Source organism: Escherichia sp. KCJ4928 (assembly GCF_004352695.1).
In the GTDB taxonomy this organism is placed as follows: domain Bacteria; phylum Pseudomonadota; class Gammaproteobacteria; order Enterobacterales; family Enterobacteriaceae; genus ECMA0423.
The window spans coordinates 1-19,469 of the sequence record NZ_SJWV01000074.1; the positions used below are offsets into that span (position 1 = coordinate 1).

The following is a 19,469-nucleotide window of genomic DNA, read 5'->3' on the forward strand; positions in this document are numbered from 1 at the left end:
GAGGAAAGGCTTATGGCGACTGTAAAACGATGCAGCCAAAGTTTGCCTTTGGCTGCAATGAAATCAGTCTTTATGCCGGTTATCAGGCAGGAATATGGTCAACATCCCCAATAGTGGCAGGAAAGCACAGATTTTATAGACTAACTCGATACTGGTGTGATCGGCGATAAGCCCCAGAACTGCCGCTCCCAGACCTCCCATACCAAAAGCAAAACCGAAAAAGAGTCCAGAAACCATACCGATACGTCCCGGAAGCAGCTCCTGAGCGTAAACCAGAATGGCAGAGAATGCCGAAGCGAGGATAAATCCAATAATCACCGTTAAAACCCCCGTCCAGTGCAGGCTGGCGTAGGGTAAAATCAGCGTAAACGGCGCAACGCCGAGGATAGAGCCCCAAATCACATATTTCCGCCCAATTTTATCCCCTACAGGCCCGCCGATCACCGTACCTGCCGCAACGGCAAACAGGAAGGCAAACAGATGAAGCTGAGCATTCTGGATAGATAATCCGAATTTTTGCATCAGATAAAAGGTGTAATAGCTGCTGATGCTCGCCATATAGAAATATTTCGAGAAAATGAGGATTAACAGAATGCTGACCGCCAGTACCACTTTGTTGCGCGGCAGTGGATTGATAATCGTCGCTTTGGGTTTTCCTTTATTCATTCGGTGCTGTGCCGAGTACCAACGGCTGATTTGCGCCAACACCACGATCGCCAGCAGTGCCGCAAGCACAAACCAGGCAACGTTGCCTTTGCCATAAGGCGCGATAATCACCGCCGCCAGCAAGGGTCCCAGGGAACTGCCAAAGTTGCCGCCGACCTGAAAGATAGATTGCGCCAGGCCATGCCGCCCGCCGGAAGCCATACGGGCTACGCGAGAAGATTCCGGATGAAAGACCGATGAACCGGTACCGACCAGCGCCGCCGCCAGCAGAACTGCGCCAAAACTGCCCGCCAGCGCAAGCAGCACCAGACCACTTAAGGTAAAGCACATGCCAATTGGCAACGACCACGGCATCGGATATTTATCGGTCCAGTAGCCGACCACTGGTTGCAGTAGCGAAGAGGCGAGCTGGAAGGTGAGGGTTATCATGCCAATCTGCATAAATGTCAGAGAAAATTCTGACTGAAGCAGCGGATAAATCGCCAGAATCAGCGATTGGATCATGTCGTTCAGCAGATGTGAGAGGCTGATAGCACCTAAAATACCAAACGATGTTCGGGCCTTGGTCGTTGACGCAGCCGCGCCCGCCACAGGCTGGGGTTGTTCACTCATTGCCATAGGAAAGTCACTTTTTCAGGGTTGCGATGTAAAGAATGATCTTATTTGTGATTATTACCCGACTAACATACCTGTATGCGTCGCCTGAAGGAAGTCTCAACGCCGAATACAGAATTTCTAATCTGGATGCAGATTTATCTTCACCGGACGCAGACTTGTCTATGATGTCGCGTCATACTATTTTTCAACACGTTGAAATCAGGTCAGGGAGAGAAGTATGAAATTATTGCAGCGGGGCGTGGCGTTAGCGCTGTTAACCACATTTACACTGGCGAGTGAAACTGCTCTGGCGTATGAGCAGGATAAAACCTACAAAATTACAGTTCTGCATACCAATGATCATCATGGGCATTTTTGGCGCAATGAATATGGCGAATATGGTCTGGCGGCGCAAAAAACGCTGGTGGATGGTATCCGCAAAGAGGTTGCGGCTGAAGGCGGTAGCGTGCTGCTACTTTCCGGTGGCGACATTAACACTGGCGTGCCCGAGTCTGACTTACAGGATGCCGAACCTGATTTTCGCGGTATGAATCTGGTGGGCTATGACGCGATGGCGATCGGTAATCATGAATTTGATAATCCGCTCACCGTATTACGCCAGCAGGAAAAGTGGGCCAAGTTCCCGTTGCTTTCCGCGAATATCTACCAGAAAAGTACTGGCGAGCGCCTGTTTAAACCGTGGGCGCTGTTTAAGCGTCAGGATCTGAAAATTGCCGTCATTGGGCTGACAACCGATGACACAGCAAAAATTGGTAACCCGGAATACTTCACTGATGTCGAATTTCGTAAGCCCGCCGATGAAGCGAAGCTGGTGATTCAGGAGCTGCAACAGACAGAAAAGCCAGACATTATTATCGCGGCGACCCATATGGGGCATTACGATAATGGTGAGCACGGCTCTAACGCACCGGGCGATGTGGAGATGGCACGCGCGCTGCCTGCCGGATCGCTGGCGATGATCGTCGGTGGTCACTCGCAAGATCCGGTCTGCATGGCGGCAGAAAACAAAAAACAGGTCGATTACGTGCCGGGTACGCCATGCAAGCCAGATCAACAAAACGGCATCTGGATTGTGCAGGCGCATGAGTGGGGCAAATACGTGGGACGGGCTGATTTTGAGTTTCGTAATGGCGAAATGAAAATGGTTAACTACCAGCTGATTCCGGTGAACCTGAAGAAGAAAGTGACCTGGGAAGACGGGAAAAGCGAGCGCGTGCTTTACACTCCTGAAATCGCTGAAAACCAGCAAATGATCTCGCTGTTATCACCGTTCCAGAACAAAGGCAAAGCGCAGCTGGAAGTGAAAATAGGCGAAACCAATGGTCGTCTGGAAGGCGATCGTGACAAAGTGCGTTTTGTACAGACCAATATGGGGCGGTTGATTCTGGCAGCCCAAATGGATCGCACTGGTGCCGACTTTGCGGTGATGAGCGGAGGCGGAATTCGTGATTCTATCGAAGCAGGCGATATCAGCTATAAAAACGTGCTGAAAGTGCAGCCATTCGGCAATGTGGTGGTGTATGCCGACATGACCGGTAAAGAGGTGATTGATTACCTGACCGCCGTCGCGCAGATGAAGCCAGATTCAGGTGCCTACCCGCAATTTGCCAACGTTAGCTTTGTGGCGAAAGACGGCAAACTGAACGACCTTAAAATCAAAGGCGAACCGGTCGATCCGGCGAAAACTTACCGTATGGCGACATTAAACTTCAATGCCACCGGCGGTGATGGATATCCGCGCCTTGATAACAAACCGGGCTATGTGAATACCGGCTTTATTGATGCCGAAGTGCTGAAAGCGTATATCCAGAAAAGCTCGCCGCTGGATGTGAGTGTTTATGAACCGAAAGGTGAGGTGAGCTGGCAGTAATCCGAAAGTGCCGGATGTTTGCATCCGGCACAATGCTTAATCGCGGCGGGCGATATCAGCAAATTTGGCATCGAGGATCTTTGCCAGATCGCCTGCCGCCAGTTCGATATCCAGTCCGCGCTTGCCGCCGGAAACATAAATAGTGGCAAATTCTTGTGCGGGGGCGTCGATAATCGTTGGCAGACGTTTTTTCTGCCCCAGTGGGCTAATCCCCCCAACCAGGTATCCCGTCGAACGCTGCGCGACCATCGGATCGGCCATCTCAACTTTCTTGGCACCCAGCGCTTTTGCTACTTTTTTAAGATCCAGTTGACCTGCGACCGGCGTAACGGCCACGGCAAGGTGTTTCATATCACCGTTCACTGCCACCAGCAGCGTTTTGTAGACCTGATCCGGATTCAAACCTAATTTTTTGACGACTTCATCGCCAAAATTGGTTTCAGCCGGATCGTGCTCGTAGGTATGGATTTGAAACGAAATCTTGTTTTTTTCGAGTAATTTAACTGCGGGTGTCATGGTAATTTTCCTGCCTTAAACAAAAAAACGAAGCAAGCATACGCCTGATGGCGGTCCAAAAAAAAGAGTCATCTTGCCTAAGAGTATTGGCAGGATGGTGAGATTGAGCGACAATCGAGTTACACCGTCGCTTAAAGTGACGGCATAATAATAAAAAAATGAAATTCCTCTTTGACGGGCCAATAGCGATATTGGCCATTTTTTTAGCGCAACATTTGCGGCAAATTCCCTTCTCCATACAGGTGTAGTGCACCGACCGCGACCACATATCGCCCCGGCGGCATGGCGCGTAATTTATCCCGCCAGGCGAGATTTCGCTGATGCATCAGCACATCGTACAGCGACTGACTGAACGTATTGGGCAGCGTTATATCATTATTTTGCGGCGGTGCATTCAGCCACCAGCTCATCATTTGTTGCAGCAACCGTGCGTTGGTATGCCAGTGGGTCAGCGTATCGTCCAGCAGCGCCAGTCCTTTGTCAGGGAGCTGGAGCAACATGGCAATCTGGTTTTCAGCCCCTTCCAGTTCAATCACGGGTTTATGTTGTTGCTTCGCCGCCTGCAATAACTGGTAATCGATACCGTATTCTGCCCGCAGCCCCAGTTTTTGTGCCTGCGTCGCCTGAAGAACCATCGCGATTTGCCACAGCGGTTGAGTAGAAAAGAGCGACGGAGAAATGCCCATCTCCTGGCTAATGTGCTGCAGATTTTGGAGTTGCTCCTCGTTAATGCGCTCTTCCAGCGCCTCGCAAGTAGGCAAATTAGCAAAAGGCGTATCGCTGGTGGAAACATCCGCCTCGACGATCAGCGCATCGGCGTTTTTGAGCTTTTTGAGCAAACGGGTGGGCAGGGGAGCCATATCGTGGCTACCCATATGAATACTGCCAATCAGATGAAAATGGCGATTGCCGGGAAGGGTGATATCGATGGCAGGCCAGGTGTAATGATTACCGCGCAGCGCGGCCCAAAGCGTTTTTACCCGGTACAACAGATCCATACGACCTCCCTTTGTGAAATATCATGCTAGCGCGCGGTGAGGGATGGCGCAAATGGAGTTGGGGACTTGTTTAATGTGTTTGTATGATTCAGTATGTTCTTGCATCGCTATTCACAGGGAAGCAACAGTTAAAAACCATGAAACAGGCAACAAGAAAACCGACGACACCCGGAGATATTCTTCTCTATGAATATCTGGAACCGCTCGATTTGAAAATCAATGAGTTAGCAGAGTTGCTGCATGTTCATCGTAATAGCGTCAGTGCACTGATCAATAACAATCGTAAACTCACCACTGAGATGGCATTCCGTCTGGCGAAAGTTTTTGATACCACAGTCGATTTTAGGCTAAACCTCCAGGCGGCAGTTGATCTTTGGGAAGTTGAAAACAACATGCGCACCCAGGAAGAATTGGGACGGATTGAAACAGTGGCTGAATATTTGGCACGCCGTGAAGAGCGTGCAAAAAAGGTCGCGTAAGGCCAAAACATCGCTTCATCTCGTAGGCCGGATAAGGCGTTCACGCCGCATCCGGCATCCGAGCACCATTGCCTGATGCGACGCTTACCCGTCTTATCAGGCCTACAAACCTGTGCCTGAACCGTAGGCCGGATAAGGCGTTTACGCCGCATCCGGCAGTCATGCGTCGATGCCAAATGCGCCGCCCTAAAGCAGCGCATCCGCAATGACGTACTTATTCCTTCGGTTTAAACCGCAGCAACCGGTTGGCGTTACTCACTACGGTAATCGACGAGAGCGCCATTGCCGCTCCGGCAACTACCGGGTTAAGCAGTGTTCCAGTAAACGGCCACAAAATACCGGCGGCGACCGGAATACCGATGCTGTTGTAGATAAAGGCACCGAGCAGGTTCTGCTTCATGTTGCGCAGCGTTGCGCGGGAAATCGCGAGCGCATCCGCAACGCCCATCAGGCTATGGCGCATCAGGGTAATCGCCGCGGTTTCAATGGCAACATCACTGCCGCCACCCATCGCAATGCCGACATCCGCCTGGGCCAGCGCTGGCGCGTCGTTAATGCCGTCGCCCACCATTGCCACCTGACGTCCTTCACTTTGCAGGCGTTTAATCGCTTCGGCTTTACCGTCCGGCAGCACCCCGGCGATCACTTCATCAATCCCGGCTTCTTTGGCGATCGCATTGGCGGTGGTTGGGTTATCCCCGGTCAACATCACCAGACGATATCCCGCTTTATGCAGGCGTTGCAGCGCCGCCACGCTATCACTACGCAATGGATCGCGTACTGCCAGCAGGGCTACCGCTTTCCCGTCAACCGCCAGCAGCACAGGCGTTGCCCCTTGCGATGCCTGAGCAGTAATCTCCGCTTCGATAGCTTTGGTACCAACCTGTTGCTCATTTAACAGCGCCTGATTGCCCAGCAATAACGCATGACCTTCAGCTTCACCGCTCACGCCCAGCCCGCGCAATGTGCGGAAACCGTTGACCTGCGGCAGCTGCATATCACCTGCTTTATCGAGGATCGCCCGTGCCAGCGGATGGCTGGAACCTTGCTCCAGTGCCGCCGCCAGACGCAATGCCTGCGCTTCATCAACATCAGCAAACGTTTTCACTGCGACAACCTGCGGCTTCCCTTCGGTCAGCGTCCCGGTTTTATCGAACACGACGGTATCGAGTGTACTGGCGCGTTGCAGCGCGTCGGCGTCCCGCACCAGCACGCCAAACTCAGCCGCCCGCCCGACGCCGGAAATAATCGACATCGGCGTCGCCAGCCCCAGCGCACACGGACAGGCGATAATCAGTACCGTGGTGGCAATCACCAGGGTATAAACAATTTGCGGTGCCGGACCAAAGAAGTACCAGATTGCCGCACTGACCAGCGCAATCACCACCACCACAGGTACAAATACGGCTGAGATTTTATCCGCCAGCTGACCGATTTCTGGCTTGCTGCTCTGGGCCTGGCGCACCATGCGAATGATCCGTGACAGCGTGGTATGGCTGCCAACCGCACTGGCACGAAACAGCACGCTACCGTCCTGTACCACTGTCCCGGCATGGACGCTTTCGCCTTCGCCTTTTTGCTGCGGGATTGGTTCGCCCGTCAGCATCGCTTCATCCAGCCATGCTTCGCCCTGGGTAATCTCGCCATCTACCGGCACGCGATCGCCGGTCGTCAGGCGCAGCAACATACCTGGCTGCACTTCCGCCAGAGGCACGCTTTTTTCACCTTCGTCAGTAACCAGGCGCGCCGTCGGTGGGGTTAAATCGAGTAATTTCTCCAGCGCCTTAGAAGAACGCTGACGTGCGCGTGCTTCCAGCATATGGCCGAGATTGATCAGACCGATAATCATCGCGCTGGCTTCGTAATAAAGATGTCGCGCTTCCATCGGGAACCACTGCGGCCACAGGTTGACGCTCATCGAATAGAGCCACGCCACGCCAGTACCCAGCGCCACCAGCGTATCCATCGTCGCTGCACCGTTCAGCAGGCTTTTCCATGCACTGCGGTAAAAATGGCCGCCGGCGAAAACCATCACCGCCAGGGTTATCAGGCCGATAACCAACCACAGGCTGCGGTTGTCAGCGGTGACCATCATGTTATCGCCAATCATCCCCCAGACCATCACCGGGATACCCACCGCCAGTGCGACAATTGCCTGCCAGCGGAAGCGCTTCATCGTAGCAACGGCGGTTTCCTGCTGGCGCTCACGGCGTTTCGCGTCATCTTCAATCGCTTCCGCGCCGTAGCCCGCTTTTTCCACCGCCTGCACTAAATCTTGTGGGGAGGCACTGCCCATCACCAGCGCAGTACGCTCCGCCAGGTTTACCCGTGCCTGAGTGACGCCCGGTACGCTTTGCAGCGCATTTTGTACGCGGGTGACACAGCTGGCGCAGCTCATGCCGCTCAGCAGCAACTGCTGGCTGTCATCGTCATCGGCGGTCGCTGCCGGAAGCGCCTCAGAAACCGCTGTCAGTGCTTCCGACGGGATTGATGACTCCGCCAGCGGTTTAGCCTTTGGGTGGCTTACAGATGCGTCATAACCCGCTTGTTTGATGGTTTCGATCAGCTGTTCTGCACTGGCAGTCCCGGTAACGTGCGCTTCAGTGATAGACACATCCGCTTGTTCCACATCCGGGCGCTGTTCGAGACTTTCTTTCACGCGTTTAACGCAGTGACCGCAGGACAGGCCGTCCAGGGTCAGGTCGATAGTTTGTGACATAAAACACTCCTTTAAGACAGTTTTGACTGGCTGTGATAAAGGTTAAACCTTCCAGCAAGGGGAAGGTCAAGAAATTAATAAACCAGGCGAGTAAAAGTCCGTAAAGATTAAAAAATTGGCTCAATTTGCATCAGGATTAGACATTTATCTCTTTGTTTTCCTGTAGTTAAGTTGCGGGTGCTAAGTTAAATCAGGATGCCTCAAAATCGGCACCGGGGTGAGGAATTACCTCCCGCATCTATAAAAAGGAGTTAACAAAAGATGTTAGATGCAAACAAATTACAGCAGGCAGTGGATCAGGCTTACACCCAATTTCACTCACTTAACGGCGGTCAAAATGCCGACTACATTCCCTTTCTGGCGAATGTGCCTGGTCAACTGGCGGCAGTGGCTATCGTGACCTGCGATGGCAAGGTCTATAGTGCGGGTGACAGTGATTACCGCTTTGCGCTGGAATCCATCTCGAAAGTCTGTACGTTAGCCCTTGCGTTAGAGGATGTCGGCCCGCAGGCGGTACAGGACAAAATTGGCGCTGACCCGACCGGATTGCCCTTTAACTCAGTTATCGCCTTAGAGTTGCATGGCGGCAAACCGATTTCGCCACTGGTAAATGCTGGCGCCATTGCCACCACCAGCCTGATTAACGCTGAAAATGTTGAACAACGCTGGCAGCGAATTTTACATATCCAACAGCAACTGGCTGGTGAGCAGGTAGCGCTCTCTGACGAAGTCAACCAGTCGGAACAAACAACCAACTTCCATAACCGGGCCATTGCCTGGCTGCTGTACTCCGCCGGATATCTCTATTGTGATGCAATGGAAGCCTGTGACGTGTACACCCGTCAGTGCTCCACGCTCCTCAATACTGTTGAACTGGCAACACTTGGCGCGACGCTGGCGGCGGGGGGTGTGAATCCGCTGACGCATGAACGCGTTCTTCAGGCCGACAACGTGCCGTACATTCTGGCCGAAATGATGATGGAAGGGCTGTATGGTCGCTCCGGTGACTGGGCGTATCGCGTTGGTTTACCGGGCAAAAGCGGTGTAGGTGGCGGTATTCTGGCGGTCGTCCCTGGCGTGATGGGAATTGCCGCGTTCTCACCACCGCTGGACGAAGAAGGCAACAGTGTTCGCGGTCAAAAAATGGTGGCATCGGTCGCTAAGCAACTCGGCTATAACGTGTTTAAGGGCTGATCATGATGAACACGGAAGGTAATAACGGTAACAAACCTCTCGGTCTATGGAACGTCGTTTCCATCGGCATTGGGGCAATGGTGGGGGCGGGGATCTTCGCGCTGCTGGGGCAGGCTGCATTGCTAATGGAAGCCTCGACCTGGGTCGCCTTTGCTTTTGGCGGTATTGTGGCGATGTTTTCCGGTTATGCCTATGCGCGTCTGGGGGCGAGCTATCCCAGCAATGGCGGCATTATCGACTTCTTTCGTCGCGGATTAGGCAACGGCGTCTTTTCGCTGGCGCTCTCGTTACTGTACCTGTTGACGCTGGCGGTGAGCATCGCCATGGTCGCCCGTGCTTTTGGCGCTTATGCCGTGCAGTTTTTGCATGAAGGCAGCCAGGAGGAGCACCTTATTTTGCTCTACGCGTTGGGGATCATTGCGGTGATGACGCTTTTCAACTCCTTAAGCAACCATGCGGTAGGGCGGCTGGAAGTGATCCTCGTCGGCATTAAAATGATGATCCTGTTATTGCTGATTATTGCCGGTGTCTGGTCGCTGCAACCAGCGCATATTTCCGTCTCTGCGCCCCCCAGCTCCGGTGCGTTCTTCTCCTGTATTGGGATAACTTTCCTTGCCTATGCGGGCTTTGGCATGATGGCGAACGCGGCGGATAAAGTGAAAGATCCGCAGGTCATTATGCCACGGGCGTTTCTGGTGGCGATTGGCGTTACCACGTTGCTTTATATCTCGCTGGCACTGGTTTTGCTTAGCGATGTATCGGCATTAGAGTTAGAAAAATATGCCGATACCGCCGTAGCGCAGGCTGCTTCTCCGCTGCTCGGACATGTGGGTTATGTGATCGTCGTCATCGGCGCTTTACTGGCGACGGCTTCAGCCATTAACGCGAACCTGTTCGCCGTGTTTAACATCATGGACAACATGGGCAGCGAACGCGAACTGCCGAAGCTAATGAATAAATCCCTGTGGCGGCAGAGTACCTGGGGCAACATCATTGTCGTGGTGTTGATTATGCTGATGACGGCGGCACTGAATTTAGGCTCACTCGCCAGCGTTGCCAGCGCCACCTTTTTGATTTGCTACCTGGCGGTGTTTGTGGTGGCGATCCGCCTGCGTCATGATATTCACGCCTCGTTGCCGATTCTTATCGTTGGTACGTTGGTGATGTTGTTGGTGATCGTTGGCTTTATCTACAGTCTGTGGTCCCAGGGTAGCCGTGCGTTGATATGGATTATTGGCTCACTCTTACTCAGCCTTATTGTGGCAATGGTCATGAAGCGCAATAAAACCGTATAACATCTCTCTGTGCGCAGTACTTCCTGTATTATTGTGGTGGCGGTCGATATTCGCACTGGCAAAAAAACGTGCTTGAATATCTGTTGAAACCCTTTAACAAAGCACAGGAGGCGTTGCGCGAACGATGAACATCAGCGATGTAGCAAAAATTACCGGCCTGACTAGCAAAGCCATTCGCTTCTATGAAGAGAAGGGGCTGGTGACGCCGCCGATGCGCAGCGAAAACGGTTATCGCACCTACACGCAGCAGCATCTCAACGAACTGACCTTACTGCGCCAGGCACGGCAGGTGGGCTTTAACCTGGAAGAGAGCGGCGAGCTGGTGAATCTGTTTAACGACCCGCAGCGGCACAGCGCCGACGTCAAACGGCGCACGCTGGAGAAGGTGGCGGAGATCGAACGACACATTGAGGAGCTGCAATCCATGCGCGACCAGCTGCTGGCACTGGCGAATGCCTGCCCTGGCGATGACAGCGCCGACTGCCCGATTATCGAAAATCTCTCCGGCTGCTGTCATCATCGGGCAGGGTGATTAAGACGAGACGGCTCGGATATGTAGGGTTATCCCTTCTATCGCAATGACTTCAACATGCGTACCTGCACCGAGATCCTCGCTGGCGCTGACAGGCCATGAACTGTCACCGACGCGCATATGACCGCGCCCGTTGACCAGCGGAGATTCCAGCACAAAACGTCGGCCAATCAGCTGCTGCCCGCGCTGGTTTAAATGACTATCGCTGTGCTTTTGTTCGCGCACCCGCCGCGACAACCATTTCCACCACAGCCAGGCGGCGAGCAGCGTCAGGATGGCAAACATTACCCCTTGCCACTCCCAACCCAGCGGCACCAGCCAGACCACCAGGCCGGTAATCACCGCTGCCACGCCGCTCCACAACAAATAACCATTTCCGCCCAGCATCTCGGCTGCCAGCAGCAAACCGCCGAGACTGAGCCAGAAAATATGTGGATGAACGACCATTAACTCCATCATGGCTGAGTCCGTTTGTTGGCGCTGTCTTTCACCAGCTCGGCAATCCCGGCAATCGACCCCATCAGGCTGCTGGCCTCTAATGGCATCATCACTACTTTGCTGTTACTGGAGGAACCGATCTGCTGTAACGCTTCGGTGTATTTCTGCGCTACGAAGTAGTTCACCGCCTGAATATCACCGGAGGCGATAGCTTCAGACACCATTTTGGTGGCGCGGGCTTCTGCTTCGGCGGAACGTTCACGCGCTTCAGCCTGTAAAAACGCCGACTGACGTTCGCCTTCCGCTTTCAGGATTTGCGACTGTTTTTCACCTTCGGCTTTGAGGATTTCCGCCTGACGGATCCCTTCCGCTTCAAGAATGTAAGCGCGTTTGGTACGTTCCGCTTTCATCTGCGCGTTCATTGAAGAGATAAGCTCTGCCGGTGGGCGCACGTCGCGAATTTCAATACGGGTGACTTTAATCCCCCACGGGTTGGTGGCTTCATCGACAATACGCAGCAGGCGTGAGTTGATGCTGTCGCGCTGAGAGAGCATTTCGTCAAGTTCCATTGAACCCAACACGGTACGGATGTTAGTCATGGTCAGGTTGATGATCGCCAGCTCCAGATTGCTGACTTCATAAGCCGCGCGCGGCGCGTCAATCACCTGAATAAAACAGACTGCGTCGATGGTAACGTTGGCGTTATCTTTCGAGATAACTTCCTGGGAAGGGATATCGAGCACTTGCTCCATCATATTGATCTTGCGACCAATGCGATCCATAAACGGCACCACCAGACTGAGCCCCGGCTGTAACGTTTTGGTATAGCGACCAAAACGTTCTACCGTCCATTGATAGCCCTGCGGCACGATTTTGACGCCCGCGCCGACAATGACCAGCGCGACAAAAATGAGAATCGGGATAAAGATAAGCATCGGAAAAACCTCCTGTTGTACCGTCCATAATCAGCAAAATTGCTGCTTGATTAAACAAATTATACCTGATTACTGAAAGAGAGTTCCCCCTTATTCCTGCGAAGGATAAACTGTTTTTAGTAAAAATCAGAAAAAGGGAACAGTGATGCAGGAAAATAGTCCTTTGCTTCAGCTACAAAACGTAGGATATCTGGCGGGTGATGCGAAGATTCTTAATAACATCAATTTTTCGCTGCGTGCTGGCGAATTTAAGTTAATTACCGGTCCTTCCGGTTGTGGCAAAAGTACGCTGCTAAAAATAGTTGCTTCATTGATCAGCCCAACCAGCGGAACGTTACTGTTTGAAGGTGAGGATGTCAGCACACTAAAGCCAGAAATCTACCGCCAGCAAGTCTCTTACTGCGCCCAGACGCCGACGCTGTTTGGCGATACGGTATACGATAATCTGATCTTTCCCTGGCAGATCCGTAACCAGCAGCCTGACCCGGCCATTTTTCTCGATTTTCTCGAACGCTTCGCTTTGCCGGACAGCATTTTGACGAAAAATATCGCCGAGCTATCTGGTGGTGAAAAACAACGCATCTCACTGATTCGTAACCTGCAATTTATGCCGAAGGTTTTATTGCTGGATGAAATCACCAGTGCGCTGGATGAAAGTAATAAACATAACGTTAATGAGATGATCCATCGTTATGTGCGCGAGCAAAATATTGCCGTGCTGTGGGTGACACACGATAAAGACGAAATTAATCATGCGGATAAAGTGATTACACTGCAACCGCATGCCGGAGAAATGCAGGAAGCACGCTATGAACTCGCATAATATTACTAACGAATCATTGGCACTGGCATTAATGCTGGTGGTGGTGGCAATCTTAATTAGCCATAAAGAAAAACTGGCGCTGGAGAAAGATATTTTCTGGAGCGTCGGGCGAGCGATAATTCAGCTGATTATTGTCGGCTATGTGCTGAAGTATATTTTCAGCGTGGATGATGCCAGCCTGACATTATTGATGGTGTTATTTATCTGCTTTAATGCGGCGTGGAACGCGCAAAAACGCAGTAAATATATTGCTAAAGCTTTTATCTCATCGTTTATTGCCATTACGGTCGGGGCGGGAATTACCCTGGCGGTGCTGATTCTCTCTGGGTCGATTGAATTTATCCCGATGCAGGTGATCCCTATCGCCGGGATGATTGCCGGTAACGCCATGGTAGCGGTGGGGTTGTGTTACAACAATTTAGGGCAACGGGTCATTAGCGAACAGCAACAGATTCAGGAGAAACTGAGTCTTGGTGCGACGCCGAAGCAGGCTTCAGCGATATTGATTCGCGACAGTATTCGCGCGGCTTTAATTCCGACGGTCGATTCAGCAAAAACGGTTGGCTTAGTGAGTTTACCAGGAATGATGTCCGGGCTGATATTTGCCGGGATTGATCCGGTGAAGGCGATTAAATATCAGATTATGGTGACCTTTATGCTGCTCTCAACCGCCAGCTTGTCGACCATTATTGCCTGCTATTTAACCTATCGTAAGTTTTATAATTCGCGCCACCAGTTGGTGGTGACGCAATTGAAGAAGAAATGATGCGATGCCGGATGCGCAGCATCGCATCCGGCGTTGTGGTTCATGTGCCGATCAACGGAATATCAATACAACAATGCATACAGCTGGCGGCGATACTTCGACGCCAGTGCATCACCCGTACCCAGCGCAGCGAGGATCTCCTGGAACGTTTTACGCGTCTGACCGTCTGCGGCGGTGAGATCTTTACGCAGATGCCCGAACAGCAACTCCAGCGCCTCTTCATTGCGCCCAACCTGGTGCAGTTGCAGAGCCAGTTGCGTCGCCAGTGCGGCATCTTCTGGATTCTCCGCCACCTGCTGTTGCAACTGTTGAATTTCCGGCGTATCAGCCGCCTGCTTCAGCAGTTCGATTTGCGCCACCAGCCCCTGGTAGCGGGTGTCCTGATCCTGCAACGGAATGGTTTTCAGCACCGCTTCCGCATCTTCAGAACGGTTCAGCGCAATCAGCGTTTCTGCCAGCAGCAGGCCGATCTCCCCGTTCTGATTCGACAACTGCCAGGCGTCTTTCAGCAATGGCAGGGCATCGGTGTAATTGCCTTCCTGCATCAGTTGCATCGCCTGCTGCGCTTTCAGCTCTTCTTCGCGCGGCAGCACTTTATCCAGCAGGGCGCGGATCGCCTCTTCCGGTTGCGGCCCCTGGAAGCCATCTACCGGTTGCCCGTTCTGGAACAGATACACGGTCGGAATCGCGCGCAGACCAAACTGGGCGGCAATCATCTGCTCCGCGTCGCAGTCCAGCTTCGCCAGAATAAATTGCCCGTTGTACTGCGCCGCGAGGCTTTCCAGGATCGGGGTTAACTGCAAACAGTGCTGGCTACGTTCAGACCAAAAATAGAACAGCACCGGAGTGGTCATCGACTGTTCAAGAACCTGTTGCAGGTTAGATTCGTTAATGTTGACAATATTTTCTACGGACATGGAGTCGCTCTCTGTTGTCGATATTTTCTTTGACATGGGGGCTTAAGCGCGCGCTTCAACTCACCCCTGCAATATTTTGTCCATCACGCGCCCCGGCAGCAGGCGCTTAAGCACCATTACTGCCCAGGTCACCAGCGTTACCGGATAGCGCATCTTCGGCTTCTCGCTAATAAAAGCATGGCGTACTTTGTCCACCACCGCTTCCGGTCCCAACGTAAAGCGGGCGGCGATGCCGGGATTTTCGACTGGTTTATCACTTTGCGTCTGGTTGACGTTGTCGGTGAAGCGAGTACGAATGGGACCGGGTTCGATCAGGCTGACTTTAATTCCGCTGTGGCGTAGCTCCATGCGCAGCGCGTCTGACCACGCCTCCAGCGCATATTTACTGGCCGCGTAAGCGCCACGACCCGGCGTGGAGATTAATCCCATCACCGATGATGTCATCACAATACGCCCTTCACCGTGCGGTAACATCGCGGGTAACAGGCGCATGGTGAGCTGGTGTGCGCCGAAAAAGTTGGCGGAAAACTGCTGTTCCATCTGCGCACGGCTGATGGTGGAAAGGGGGCCATACATGCCGAATCCGGCATTGTTAAAGATCCCATACAGACAATTATCGGTCAGGGCGATCACCTCGTCTGCTGCGCGATCAACACTTTCTGGTGAATCCAGATCGATCAACACGCCGGTAAATCCCATGTTGTTCATACGCTCAACATCATCCGGTTTTCGGCAACCTGCCAGCACATGAAAACCCTGGCGTTTTAATTCGAGCGCGCTTTCCAGGCCAATTCCACTGGAACATCCGGTAATTAAGACCGATTTTTGCATAACTTTACCTGTCAGGATCTCCGTTGCTTTATGAGTCATGATTTACTAAAGGCTGCAACTGCTTCGCCATCCAGTCGGCAATAAACGGCTGGGCGTCGCGGTTGGGATGAATACCGTCATCCTGCATCCATTGTGGCTTGAGGTAGACCTCTTCCATAAAAAAGGGCAGCAGCGGAACATCAAACTCTTTGGCGAGTTTGGGGTAAATGGCGCTAAAGGCTTCATTATAACGGCGACCATAGTTTGCAGGCAGACGTATTTGCATTAACAATGGTTCAGCGTTGGCGGCTTTGACATCCTGCAAAATCTGGCGCAGCGTTTGCTCGGTTTGCTGTGGCTGAAAACCACGCAAACCGTCATTGCCGCCCAGTTCAACCAGCACCCAACGCGGCTGATGCTGTTTCAGCAGAGCCGGAAGGCGCGCCAGTCCTTGTTGCGAGGTGTCGCCGCTGATGCTGGCATTAACTACCGACGTTTTACTCTGCCACTTATCATTCAACAAGGCAGGCCAGGCCGCGCTGGCAGACATTCGATACCCGGCGCTCAGGCTATCACCCAGAATCAATAACGTGTCCGCTGCGGCGGCACGGAAGGTTAACAGGACCAGGAACAGGAAGGGCAAATGCCAGCGGAAAACATTGTTGAAGTTCATCATCTTAAGAAGTCCGTCGGTCAGGGGGAGCATGAACTCTCCATCCTCACCGGAGTTGAGCTGGTTGTCAAACGTGGCGAGACCATCGCACTGGTGGGCGAGTCGGGATCGGGTAAGTCAACCTTGCTGGCGATCCTCGCCGGGCTGGATGACGGCAGCAGTGGCGAAGTGAGTCTGGTGGGACAACCGCTACATAATATGGACGAAGAAGCGCGGGCAAAGTTGCGCGCGAAGCACGTCGGCTTTGTTTTTCAGTCATTTATGTTAATTCCTACCCTTAACGCGCTGGAAAACGTCGAGCTTCCGGCGCTGCTGCGCGGTGAGAGTAGCGCGGAAAGTCGTAACGGAGCGAAAGCGTTGCTCGAACAGTTAGGGCTGGGTAAACGTCTTGATCATCTTCCGGCACAGCTTTCCGGCGGCGAACAGCAACGAGTGGCGCTGGCGCGAGCCTTTAATGGTCGACCTGATGTGCTGTTTGCCGACGAACCCACCGGCAACCTTGACCGCCAGACGGGCGATAAAATTGCCGACTTGCTGTTTTCCCTCAACCGTGAGCATGGCACCACGTTGATTATGGTGACCCACGACCTGCAACTGGCGGCACGCTGCGACCGCTGCTTACGGCTGGTGAACGGGCAGTTGCAGGAGGAAGCATGATTGCACGTTGGTTCTGGCGCGAATGGCGTTCGCCGTCGCTATTAATTGTCTGGCTGGCGCTAAGCCTGGCGGTGGCCTGCGTGCTGGCGCTGGGCAATATCAGCGATCGCATGGAGAAGGGCTTAAGCCAACAAAGCCGGGAGTTTATGGCGGGCGATCGGGCGTTGCGCAGTTCGCGCGAAGTGCCGCAAGCATGGCTGGAGGAAGCGCAAAAGCGCGGCCTGAAAGTCGGCAAGCAGCTGACTTTCGCCACCATGACATTTGCAGGCGACACACCGCAGCTGGCGAACGTCAAAGCGGTGGATGATATCTACCCGATGTATGGCGATCTGCAAACTAATCCCCCTGGCCTGAAACCGCAGGCGGGCAGCGTATTGCTGGCCCCACGCCTGATGGCGCTGCTTAACCTGAAAACGGGCGACACCATTGACGTGGGCGATGCCACCTTGCGGATTGCCGGAGAAGTGATTCAGGAACCGGATTCCGGTTTTAACCCCTTCCAGATGGCTCCGCGTCTGATGATGAATCTGGCGGATGTCGATAAAACCGGAGCCGTGCAGCCGGGGAGTCGGGTCACCTGGCGTTATAAATTCGGCGGCAACGAGAACCAGCTCGACGGCTATGAGAAATGGTTGTTACCCCAGCTTAAACCCGAACAACGCTGGTACGGTCTGGAACAGGACGAAGGCGCGCTGGGGCGATCGATGGAACGCTCGCAACAGTTCCTGCTGCTTTCGGCGCTTCTGACCTTGCTGCTGGCAGTGGCAGCAGTGGCGGTAGCGATGAATCATTACTGTCGCAGTCGCTACGATCTGGTGGCGATCCTCAAAACGCTGGGGGCAGGGCGAGCGCAACTGCGTAAGCTAATCGTCGGTCAGTGGTTGCTGGTGCTGGCGCTTTCAGCCGTTACCGGTGGGGCGATAGGCCTGTTGTTCGAAAACGTGTTGATGGTGCTGCTCAAGCCCGTTCTGCCTGCTGCACTACCGCCAGCCAGCCTCTGGCCGTGGCTATGGGCGCTGGGCACCATGACGGTTATCTCGCTGCTGGTGGGGCTACGACCGTACCGCTTGTTGCTGGCAACGCAGCCTTTACGCGTATTACGTAATGATGTGGTCGCGAACGTCTGGCCGCTGAAGTTTTATCTGCCGATTGTCAGTGTGGTGGTTGTGCTGCTGCTCGCCGGATTAATGGGTGGCAGCATGCTGCTTTGGGCGGTGCTGGCGGGCGCGGTAGTACTGGCTTTGCTGTGCGGTGTGCTGGGCTGGATGATGCTGAATGTACTTCGCCGCATGACGCTGAAATCGCTACCTCTGCGCCTGGCGGTTAGCCGCCTGTTACGTCAGCCGTGGTCAACATTAAGCCAGCTTTCGGCATTTTCGCTCTCCTTTATGCTGCTGGCGCTGTTGCTGGTATTGCGTGGCGATCTGCTTGACCGCTGGCAGCAGCAGCTACCTCCAGAAAGCCCGAACTACTTTTTAATTAACATTGCCACAGAACAGGTAGAACCGCTAAAAGCGTTCCTCGCGGAACATCAGATAGTCCCGGAATCATTTTATCCGGTAGTGCGGGCGCGGCTGACGGCGATTAACGATAAGCCGACAGAAGGTAATGAAGATGAGGCGCTTAACCGCGAACTCAATCTTACCTGGCAAAATACGCGACCCGATCATAATCCGATTGTCGCCGGTAACTGGCCGCCAAAAGCCGATGAAGTGTCGATGGAAGAGGGGCTGGCGAAACGCTTAAACGTTGCCCTCGGTGATACCGTGACTTTTATGGGCGATACCCAGGAGTTCCGCGCTAAAGTGACCAGCCTGCGCAAAGTGGACTGGGAAAGTCTGCGGCCTAATTTCTATTTTATTTTCCCTGAAGGGGCATTAGACGGGCAACCGCAGAGCTGGCTTACCAGTTTCCGCTGGGAGAATGGCAACGGCATGTTGACGCAACTCAACCGCCAGTTCCCGACCATTAGCCTGTTAGATATTGGCGCGATTTTAAAACAGGTCGGTCAGGTGCTGGAGCAGGTAAGTCGGGCGCTGGAGGTGATGGTGGTGCTGGTCACCGCCTGCGGTATGTTGCTGTTGCTGGCACAGGTGCAGGTGGGAATGCGCCAGCGTCATCAGGAGCTGGTGGTATGGCGCACACTCGGTGCGGGGAAAAAACTGCTGCGCACGACATTGTGGTGTGAGTTCGCCATGCTTGGGTTTGTTTCCGGCCTGGTGGCCGCAATTGGTGCGGAAACGGCACTGGCAGTGTTGCAGGCGAAAGTGTTTGATTTCCCGTGGGAGCCAGACTGGCGATTGTGGATTGTTCTGCCGTGCAGCGGTGCGCTGCTGCTGTCGCTTTTCGGCGGCTGGCTGGGTGCGCGACTGGTTAAGGGTAAGGCGCTGTTCAGGCAGTTTGCGGGGTGATGAGAGTAAATAAGGGGCGTTCTGGTTGAATGGAACGCCTTGTTTAAATTAATTCTACAATATGTTTCATTGATGATGTTATTGAATTGGTGATTTCCTATCTTTCTATTGCTGATATTAATCTGAATCGGTGGAGTTTAATAATTTTAAAT

Annotated in this window: 18 protein-coding genes and 1 pseudogene; 10 read left to right on the plus strand and 9 right to left on the minus strand. The window is 53.3% G+C overall.

What is annotated here, in order from left to right; translation table 11 throughout:
- Nucleotides 1-63 precede the first annotated feature (63 nt).
- Complete coding sequence (gene fsr, locus E0D98_RS12650) at nt 64-1,284, minus strand: fosmidomycin MFS transporter (protein ID WP_001251608.1); 1,221 nt, start codon at nt 1,282-1,284, stop codon at nt 64-66.
- Between the two features lie 217 nt (nt 1,285-1,501).
- On the opposite strand from fsr, the gene ushA reads away from it, so the two are divergent.
- The gene (gene ushA / locus E0D98_RS12655) at nt 1,502-3,154 is read left to right on the plus strand and encodes a bifunctional UDP-sugar hydrolase/5'-nucleotidase (RefSeq protein ID WP_000771766.1); all 1,653 of its coding nucleotides are present in this window, start codon (nt 1,502-1,504) and stop codon (nt 3,152-3,154) included.
- Between the two features lie 36 nt (nt 3,155-3,190).
- Here the strand turns inward: ushA and ybaK are convergent, their stop codons facing one another.
- Nucleotides 3,191-3,670, minus strand: coding sequence for a Cys-tRNA(Pro)/Cys-tRNA(Cys) deacylase YbaK (gene ybaK / locus E0D98_RS12660; RefSeq protein ID WP_000186631.1), 480 nt, complete (start codon nt 3,668-3,670; stop codon nt 3,191-3,193).
- 203 nt (nt 3,671-3,873) lie between these two features.
- Nucleotides 3,874-4,668: a TraB/GumN family protein gene (locus E0D98_RS12665; RefSeq protein ID WP_000365181.1), complete on the minus strand. Its 795-nt coding sequence runs from the start codon at nt 4,666-4,668 to the stop codon at nt 3,874-3,876.
- Between the two features lie 137 nt (nt 4,669-4,805).
- Here E0D98_RS12665 and E0D98_RS12675 point away from each other — a divergent pair, with 137 nt between their 5' ends.
- Nucleotides 4,806-5,147: a HigA family addiction module antitoxin gene (locus E0D98_RS12675; RefSeq protein ID WP_001344274.1), complete on the plus strand. Its 342-nt coding sequence runs from the start codon at nt 4,806-4,808 to the stop codon at nt 5,145-5,147.
- A gap of 214 nt (nt 5,148-5,361) precedes the next feature.
- On the opposite strand, the gene copA is transcribed toward E0D98_RS12675, so the two are convergent.
- Nucleotides 5,362-7,866, minus strand: a complete 2,505-nt coding sequence (gene copA / locus E0D98_RS12680; protein ID WP_000083962.1) for a copper-exporting P-type ATPase CopA — start codon at nt 7,864-7,866, stop codon at nt 5,362-5,364.
- A 261-nt stretch (nt 7,867-8,127) separates the two neighbouring features.
- Between copA and glsA the strand changes: the two genes are divergently transcribed.
- The 4 genes and pseudogenes from glsA (at nt 8,128) to cueR (ending at nt 10,887) form a co-directional block, all read left to right on the plus strand.
- Entirely contained in the window at nt 8,128-9,060 is a 933-nt protein-coding gene (gene glsA / locus E0D98_RS12685; protein WP_047087025.1) for a glutaminase A, read from the plus strand.
- A 2-nt stretch (nt 9,061-9,062) separates the two neighbouring features.
- Nucleotides 9,063-10,355, plus strand: coding sequence for an APC family permease (locus E0D98_RS12690; protein WP_000982172.1), 1,293 nt, complete (start codon nt 9,063-9,065; stop codon nt 10,353-10,355).
- A 30-nt stretch (nt 10,356-10,385) separates the two neighbouring features.
- A pseudogene (locus tag E0D98_RS27910) lies at nt 10,386-10,483 on the plus strand (hypothetical protein); the annotation flags it as partial.
- Nucleotides 10,480-10,887 carry a Cu(I)-responsive transcriptional regulator gene (gene cueR / locus E0D98_RS12695; RefSeq protein WP_001026747.1) on the plus strand — a complete coding sequence of 136 codons (408 nt, stop codon included), beginning with the start codon at nt 10,480-10,482 and terminating at the stop codon, nt 10,885-10,887. The pseudogene E0D98_RS27910 and the gene cueR, both read left to right, overlap by 4 nt.
- Here the strand turns inward: cueR and E0D98_RS12700 are convergent, their stop codons facing one another.
- On the minus strand, nt 10,888-11,346 hold the full coding sequence (locus tag E0D98_RS12700; protein ID WP_000970323.1) for an NfeD family protein: 459 nt from the start codon (nt 11,344-11,346) through the stop codon (nt 10,888-10,890). It abuts the gene before it with no gap.
- Nucleotides 11,343-12,260 (minus strand): SPFH domain-containing protein, encoded by a 918-nt coding sequence (locus E0D98_RS12705; protein ID WP_000904502.1) that lies wholly within the window; start codon nt 12,258-12,260, stop codon nt 11,343-11,345. The genes E0D98_RS12700 and E0D98_RS12705 overlap by 4 nt, the downstream gene beginning before the upstream one ends.
- A gap of 145 nt (nt 12,261-12,405) precedes the next feature.
- On the opposite strand from E0D98_RS12705, the gene fetA reads away from it, so the two are divergent.
- Nucleotides 12,406-13,083, plus strand: a complete 678-nt coding sequence (gene fetA, locus E0D98_RS12710) for an iron ABC transporter ATP-binding protein FetA (RefSeq protein ID WP_001157535.1) — start codon at nt 12,406-12,408, stop codon at nt 13,081-13,083.
- Nucleotides 13,070-13,849 (plus strand): iron export ABC transporter permease subunit FetB, encoded by a 780-nt coding sequence (fetB, locus tag E0D98_RS12715; protein WP_001297299.1) that lies wholly within the window; start codon nt 13,070-13,072, stop codon nt 13,847-13,849. Before fetA ends, fetB begins: the two co-directional genes overlap by 14 nt.
- A 62-nt stretch (nt 13,850-13,911) precedes the next feature.
- Here the strand turns inward: fetB and cnoX are convergent, their stop codons facing one another.
- Genes cnoX through tesA form a run of 3 tightly spaced genes read right to left on the minus strand, consistent with a single transcriptional unit; the run spans nt 13,912 to nt 16,249 of the window.
- Nucleotides 13,912-14,766 (minus strand): chaperedoxin, encoded by an 855-nt coding sequence (cnoX, locus tag E0D98_RS12720; RefSeq protein WP_001295322.1) that lies wholly within the window; start codon nt 14,764-14,766, stop codon nt 13,912-13,914.
- 60 nt (nt 14,767-14,826) lie between these two features.
- The gene (gene ybbO, locus E0D98_RS12725) at nt 14,827-15,636 is read right to left on the minus strand and encodes an NADP(+)-dependent aldehyde reductase (protein WP_000148941.1); all 810 of its coding nucleotides are present in this window, start codon (nt 15,634-15,636) and stop codon (nt 14,827-14,829) included.
- Nucleotides 15,626-16,249, minus strand: a complete 624-nt coding sequence (tesA, locus tag E0D98_RS12730; protein WP_001295836.1) for a multifunctional acyl-CoA thioesterase I/protease I/lysophospholipase L1 — start codon at nt 16,247-16,249, stop codon at nt 15,626-15,628. The genes ybbO and tesA overlap by 11 nt, the downstream gene beginning before the upstream one ends.
- Here tesA and ybbA point away from each other — a divergent pair.
- Nucleotides 16,220-16,906, plus strand: coding sequence for a putative ABC transporter ATP-binding protein YbbA (ybbA, locus tag E0D98_RS12735; protein ID WP_001110573.1), 687 nt, complete (start codon nt 16,220-16,222; stop codon nt 16,904-16,906). The two genes, tesA and ybbA, sit on opposite strands and share 30 nt — an antisense overlap.
- A complete protein-coding gene (gene ybbP / locus E0D98_RS12740; RefSeq protein WP_000561845.1) occupies nt 16,903-19,317 on the plus strand; it encodes a putative ABC transporter permease subunit YbbP in 2,415 nt (804 codons plus the stop codon). The genes ybbA and ybbP overlap by 4 nt, the downstream gene beginning before the upstream one ends.
- Nucleotides 19,318-19,469: the final 152 nt, after the last annotated feature.